Genomic DNA, 6,802 nt, shown 5'->3' on the forward strand with positions numbered 1-6,802 from the left:
CAGTTTTTAACCTTACAGGAGTGGAATCTGACCCCTGTTGTGGAGTCTTTTCATTCCGAGGTGAGCTATGAAGAGGCACGGCTGGCAAGGGCCTGGCTTAGGAGAGGAGAATGCAGGGAATCTTATGATCATACATAACGAAGACATAAAGGAATTGATAGCGGAAATTCCGGAAGGGCATAAGCATTTGAGAGTCACTGTGGTATTGCAAGACGACACAGAGCTTGTATTTCAGGAGGCAACAATTGCGAATCTGGTTAGGGCGTATATCACTGTCAAGACGCATCCGACAATAAAGAAGGTAATATTAAAAGGCAAAAGACTTGCTGATAGGAAAGATGGCTATGCAGAGTGGCAACTTGTGGAAGAGGATTATAGGAAAGAATTTTAAATATGCAAATATACGACCTTTATAAATTATTAAAAGAAGAACTCAAAAACGGCTCCCCCGACCTTGTTACCCGCCAGTCAGGGCAGGTGATAAGGGAGCGGATTGAGAGGGATATTGTAAAAGAAAAGGGGGGAGAGATCATTGCCCTCGATTTCTCGAAGATAGGGGTTGTTGACTATTCCTGCGCTGATGAGATTGTGGCAAAGCTCATCTCCCGTTTGCTCGGGGGAGAATATGGGGATAAATACATCACACTGACAGGTCTCAATGAAAATCAGAAGGAGAATATAGAGGTCGCCCTTGAGAGGAAGGAGCTTGCGGTGATGGCTCAGATGAAGAATGGTGAGAAGATTCTATTGGGTAATCTGAATAACTACCTCAAAGAGACATTACATTTAATTTTGAAAAAAGGCAAAATAACCGCAAAAGAACTCTCCGATGCACTGAAACTTGAAGCAAATACAAGCGGGACAAGGCTATTGAATCTCCACAAAAAAAGGCTTGTAAAAAGGATGGATGAAATAATGGATGGGGGAAGAGTCTGGGTATATGAAAAGATTTAATTGAGTAAATACTGGATCCCTGCTTTCGCAGGAATGACACCACGAATATGAGTGGCAATAATGATTTATTGTCATTCCCGTGTAAACTGGAATCCAGATTAGGAGGTGGCCATGCTCCTTTATCTTGTTCAGCATGCAGAGGCAAAGAGGGAGGAGGAAGCGGCAGGCTTGCCTCATTGCTCCTCTGCGGTGATAAAGAGAAAAATATCGTAGACTTCAAGATGGGAGGGATTGTGTGTATAAAAAGATTTGAAGATGGACACTGGTCTTTAGAGTGGATGATAATACCAGAGGTGATTACATGACAACAATAGCATATATTATTCTTGGAATAATTATCGGTGGAATAAGTGTATGGTTTTTTACAAAAGCACGCTCTCAGAGGAAGATTACCGACCTTGAAAAGAGAGCAAGCAGTGCTGAGGCTGTGATTGGCGAATTAAGGCAGCAGATTCAAATGAAAGATAATGAAATAAATCAGATTAGAAAAGAACTAAAGGATGAAGGACAGTTGAAGATTGAGGCCCTCACAAGACTTGGGGAATCACAAAAAAATCTTGAAGAACAAAAATCACTCCTTGAAGAAATGAAGAAAGAGATGACGAATACATTTAATGCCCTTTCTAAGGCAGCACTGGAGAGCAGCAATGAGATTTTCCTTTCCCTTGCCTCAGAGCGACTCGGAAAGGTTGTTGAGGAGACAAAGGGTAAACTCGGTGAACATCAAGCAACGATGGATGGCCTTATAAGGCCACTTCAAGAGGCCCTAAAAAGATACGAAGAACAGACAAGTGCTATTGAGGCAAAAAGGCGGCAGGATTATGGAGGCATTGAAGAACAGATCAAGATGCTTGCCTCAACACATCAGCAATTACAGCGAGAGACAAGCAGCCTTGTCACCGCATTAAGAAAGCCACAGGTAAGTGGCTCATGGGGTCAGCTTTCTTTAAAGAGGACAGCTGAGCTTGCAGGGATGACCGCTTACTGTGATTTTTATGAGCAGGAGTCAGTTACAACAGAAACAGGACGCCTGAGACCTGATATGATTGTCCGACTTCCAAATGGAAGGGAGATTGTTGTTGATGCAAAGGCGCCGGTTGATGCCTATCTAAATGCAATATCTGTATCCTCAGAAGAAGAAAGACAGAAGGCCTTAACAAGCTATGTGAACCAGGTAAGGGCGCATATGAATGCACTCGGTTCAAAATCCTACTGGGATCAGTTTCCAAAGTCACCAGAGATTGTTGTTATGTATCTGCCAGGAGAATCATTCTTCAGTGCTGCCCTAGAGCACGACAATAAACTTATTGAGGATAGCAGTATCAAGAAGGTAATACTCGCCACTCCAACAACCTTTATTGCACTACTTAAAGCTATTGCCTATGGGTGGCAGCAAGAGCAGCTAACGAAGAATGCCCAACAGATAAGCATGTTGGGTAAGGAACTATATGAGAGGATTAATACATTGGTGAAACATTTTGATGACATAGGTTCTGCAATTCGAAAGGCTATGGATTCTTATAATAAGGTTGTTGGCTCTATGGAATTAAGGGTATTGCCTTCTGTCAGAAAATTTAAAGAACTCGGTGTTACAGGGGCTGGTGAGATACCAGTCCTTGATCAGATAGACCACACGCCGAGAAGTCTGAATCTTCTACAGTCAGATAATAATAATCAAGAAGATAAATAACTGAATGAGGTCTGTTATAGTGAAGGACGCTGAAGGAATGGATAGATTTTTTGCTGATGCAGGAATTCTTTCAAGAATACTTAAGGGCTACGAACCTCGCATTGAGCAAGTAAAGATGTCAGAGGCCATTGCCGATGCCCTGAAGGATGGTCAACACCTTATAGTTGAGGCAGGCACAGGAGTGGGGAAAAGCCTCGCCTATCTTATCCCTGTTATCGAATGGGCGCTGGATAGAGATGACTCAGAGGATTCAGGCCATAGAAGGGCAGTTGTCTCCACATATACAAAGGCACTCCAGAGGCAGCTTATTGAGAAAGAGCTTCCCTTCTTAAAAGACAATATCTTTAAAGACCTGAGATTTGCCCTCTGCATCGGCAGTGAGAATTATCTATGCCTCAGGAGATTTGAACAGACGAAGACTCATGGGCTTTTTGATTCGGATGAGACAGAAGCAATCAATGGCCTTCTTAAGTGGGTAAAGAAGACTTCCACAGGCATAAGGGCTGAGATTGATATACCCCAGCAACTATGGCAGAAGGTATGCAGGGAAAGCGACCTCTGTTATGGAAAGGACTGTAAAAAAATTGATCTCTGTTTTTATCAAAAGGCGAAGTTGATAGAAAGGAGGGCACACATACTCATCACAAACCACCACCTCTTTTTTGCCAATGTTGTATCAGGATGGAATGTCATTCCTTCATTTAATTCTATAATCTTTGATGAGGCCCACGAGCTTGAGGATGTGGCTGCTGATTATCTGTGTGTGGAGATTTCAAATTTTAAACTCAGACATTTACTGGATTCCATCTTAAGTCCTCATGGTAAAGGTCTGCTGTCACGACTTAAATGGCTCACTCAAGCTTCATTCTCTAAGGTTAGCGCAATTGTCAATACCGTGAGAATACATGGAGAAGTCTTTTTTGGTGAGCTTTCAGAGAAACTGAAGGATTCCACAACACTGAGAATCCATGAAAAGGGATTCATAAAGGATGACCTCTCAGAGAGCCTCATGAATTTAACAGATGCGCTCAAGATGCTTCAGGAATCCTCGGACGATGAAGATGAGGAAAAAGAGATAGCTGCCTTATCCTTAAGGAGTGAGGCCGTTGCTTTATCCTTAAGGTCAATCCTTCAGCAGGAATTCGAAGGCCATGTCTACTGGGCTGAAAGGGATGGAAGAAGCATAAGGCTTGTGGCAACACCCATTGATATTGCATCGATTCTGAAAAAACAGGTTTTTGATATTGTATCTCCAGCGATTCTGACATCTGCAACCCTTACCACAAACGGCAATTTTGATTATGTAAAGGAACGCCTTGGATTATCCGATGCAAAAGCCCTCTTGCTTCATTCGCCCTTTGACTATAACAAACAGGCATTACTTTATGTGCCTGATGATCTTAGGAGGCCTGGATCCGAAGGATTTGAAGAGGACTTGATAACCCATATAAAAGAAATCCTTGAGGTCACCATGGGCAGGACACTTGTGCTTTTTACAAGTTACAGCCTTCTTAACAAGGCTTATGATGCTATTGGAATACCAGAGCTGAAAATTCTCAGACAGGGCAATACGGATAGCTACAGATTGGTCCAGGAATTCCGAAAAGGCAACCATTCTGTCCTGTTCGGCACATACACCTTCTGGCAGGGGATCGATATCCCTGGAGATGACCTGCAATGCGTGATAATAACAAAACTTCCCTTTGCTGTCCCTGATGAACCAGTGACCGAAGCGAGGATGGAGGCACTCCAGAGAGAAGGTAAAGACCCCTTTTTGCACTATCAAATACCCCAGGCTGTTATTTTATTTAAGCAAGGATTTGGGAGACTCATAAGGACAAAGACTGATAGGGGAGTTGTGACTATACTCGATTCGAGGGTAAGGACAAAGGGATATGGTGTGCAGTTTTTAAAGTCCCTTCCTGAATGTAAAGCGACTTCATCTATAGATGACATAAAAGGATTTCTTGCAGATTCCAGAACTGATTAAATAGAAATAAGTAACTCCCCTCGCTCCCCTCTTAAATTAAGAGGGGATGGGGGAGTTAATGAGGGATTCCAGCAAAGGCTTGATTTTTGTGCTGTAGTATTTTATGATGTAACTGGAGGTGATGTAATAATGCATAGGACACAAATATTAATAGATGAAAAACATTATGCATTTCTGAAGAAAAAATCCGAGCAGGAGAAAAAGAGCATCTCACAGGTGTTAAGAGAAATCATAGAAAGCTACTCTCGAAAATCGGATGTTTATTCCCTTTTGTCTGTTTCTGGCATAGCAGAGGATACCGAATGTTATGGCAAAGACCATGATAAATGGCTTTACGGTAAAAAATGAAAGAATCTGTGTTTCTTGATACGAGCGCCATTTATGCTCTCATAAACAAAAAAGACCCGAGCCACAAAAAAGTGGAGGACTTTTTGAGGAACTTCAAGGGAAGGCTCTTTGTCACAAATTATGTCTTTGATGAAAGTGTTACTCTTATTAGAGCGAGACTTGGTCATGAAAAAGCTGTTTCTGTGGGGAATATTCTTTTGAGATCTCCGCAGGTAGAGAAGTTATGGGTTACTCCCGAAGATGAAAAAAATGCATGGATGCTTTTTGTCTCAAGAAACGATAAATCTTACAGCTTTACTGATTGCACGAGTTTTGTCGCAATGAGGAGGATAAAGATAAAAAAATGCCTTTCGCTTGATGGGCATTTCAGGCAGGAGGGTTTTGAGGAGATTCTGTAATGAAAGGAGGATATCATGCCAGAGAGATTGAATCATCAGGAGTTTGTGAGGAAGGCTATTGTCAGCTTGAGAAAAGAGGGGTATAAGGGGATACACACTGTTTATTCGGGTTTTAATGATGCTTTCAAGAAGTATTTCGAAGGTGAAAATCCTGTTGAGGTGACAAACAGATTGGCCGTGGAAGGGAAGATTGTGATTAGGCCTGTAAAAGGTGGAGTGATGCTTTACCTTCCAGAAGATGCACCTGCAGGAAGTAGAGGTGCTGATGAGGCACTTAAGAAAATGGGGCTATAATTATAGTCCAAAAGGGTTTCTATGAAAGACATTTTTGAACAGGCGAAGGAATTAAGAGATATCTGGGGAGGTTTCAGGGCATCGAGAGTATTGCTGACTGCTAACGACTACAGGGTATTTGACCACCTGACAAAACCTCAATCAGTCAGGACAATCTCAAAAAAACTTAATACAGATTTAAGGGCAACAGAGATATTGCTCGATGCACTTGCTGGCCTTGATCTCTTGAAGAAAAAGAAAGATAGGTATTTAAACTCTCCTATTGCATCTAAGTTTCTGGTTACTGGAAGCCCCTATTACCAGGGTGACATCATAAGACATGCTGATAACCTCTGGAAAAACTGGTCATGCCTTGATGAGGTGGTAAAGACAGGTAAGCCCAATCGTCAGGCTCATAACCAGGATGCCTTTATCAGGGGAATGCATAATCTTGCATCATTAAAGGCAAAGAAGGTAATCAATGCTATTGGCCTAAAGGGTGTAAAGACCGCCCTTGACCTCGGTGGCGGGCCTGGAACATATACAATGGAAATGGCAAAAAAGGGCATCTCAGTTACACTCTTTGATAGACCCGAGACCATAGAGATTGCAAGAAAAGTTGTAAATAACGCCCCCCGCCCCCCTCTTAAATTAAGAGGGGGAGAAGGGGGAGTTAAATTTATTCAGGGAGATTTCCTTTGTGATGACTTTGGAAAAGGTTATGACCTGATATTTATAAGCCAGGTACTCCATGCCTATTCAGAAGATGATAATATTCGTATCCTGAAAGAATCCAGAAGGGCATTGAATCCAGATGGCAGAATTGTAATTCAGGAATTTTATATCAATGATGACAGAACATATCCGCCCCAGAGCGCACTTTTTTCCATCAACATGCTTGTTAACACCGAGGCTGGAAGATGCTATTCGCCATCAGAGTTGAAGGGGTGGCTTTCTGAGGCAGGATTCAGGGATATAAAAGATAGGATGATAGATGATAGCGTGCTGGTCTTCGGGAGGAATAGTGGATAATAATAAAATCGGCATGTTCGGAGGGACATTCAACCCCATCCATTACGGGCACCTCAGGGCTGCTGAAGAGGTGAGGGAAAGAATTGGCCTCGGAAAGATACTCTTCATCCCTTCAGG

At 42.4% G+C, this 6,802-nt stretch carries 10 protein-coding genes; all 10 read left to right on the forward strand.

What is annotated here, in order from left to right; genetic code table 11:
- Positions 1-67 precede the first annotated feature (67 nt).
- Positions 68-391, forward strand: a complete 324-nt coding sequence (locus tag HZC12_04235; protein ID MBI5025935.1) for a hypothetical protein — start codon at positions 68-70, stop codon at positions 389-391.
- 2 nt (positions 392-393) lie between these two features.
- A complete protein-coding gene (locus tag HZC12_04240) occupies positions 394-954 on the forward strand; it encodes an STAS-like domain-containing protein (GenBank protein ID MBI5025936.1) in 561 nt (186 codons plus the stop codon).
- Between the two features lie 47 nt (positions 955-1,001).
- The gene (locus HZC12_04245) at positions 1,002-1,259 is read left to right on the forward strand and encodes a hypothetical protein (GenBank protein MBI5025937.1); all 258 of its coding nucleotides are present in this window, start codon (positions 1,002-1,004) and stop codon (positions 1,257-1,259) included.
- On the forward strand, positions 1,256-2,644 hold the full coding sequence (gene rmuC, locus HZC12_04250; GenBank protein MBI5025938.1) for a DNA recombination protein RmuC: 1,389 nt from the start codon (positions 1,256-1,258) through the stop codon (positions 2,642-2,644). The genes HZC12_04245 and rmuC overlap by 4 nt, the downstream gene beginning before the upstream one ends.
- 19 nt (positions 2,645-2,663) lie before the next feature.
- Positions 2,664-4,634 (forward strand): DEAD/DEAH box helicase, encoded by a 1,971-nt coding sequence (locus tag HZC12_04255; GenBank protein MBI5025939.1) that lies wholly within the window; start codon positions 2,664-2,666, stop codon positions 4,632-4,634.
- Positions 4,635-4,763: 129 nt separating this feature from the next.
- On the forward strand, positions 4,764-4,982 hold the full coding sequence (locus HZC12_04260; GenBank protein ID MBI5025940.1) for a hypothetical protein: 219 nt from the start codon (positions 4,764-4,766) through the stop codon (positions 4,980-4,982).
- Complete coding sequence (locus tag HZC12_04265; protein MBI5025941.1) at positions 4,979-5,380, forward strand: PIN domain-containing protein; 402 nt, start codon at positions 4,979-4,981, stop codon at positions 5,378-5,380. Before HZC12_04260 ends, HZC12_04265 begins: the two co-directional genes overlap by 4 nt.
- Before the next feature lie 15 nt (positions 5,381-5,395).
- Positions 5,396-5,674, forward strand: coding sequence for a hypothetical protein (locus HZC12_04270; GenBank protein ID MBI5025942.1), 279 nt, complete (start codon positions 5,396-5,398; stop codon positions 5,672-5,674).
- 21 nt (positions 5,675-5,695) lie between these two features.
- A complete protein-coding gene (locus HZC12_04275; GenBank protein MBI5025943.1) occupies positions 5,696-6,685 on the forward strand; it encodes a methyltransferase domain-containing protein in 990 nt (329 codons plus the stop codon).
- The coding region (locus HZC12_04280; protein ID MBI5025944.1) for an adenylyltransferase/cytidyltransferase family protein at positions 6,648-6,802 on the forward strand (155 nt) is incomplete at its 3' end. The genes HZC12_04275 and HZC12_04280, both read left to right, overlap by 38 nt.

The sequence above is a fragment of the Nitrospirota bacterium genome, assembly GCA_016214385.1.
Taxonomy (GTDB): Bacteria; Nitrospirota; Thermodesulfovibrionia; order UBA6902; family JACROP01; genus JACROP01.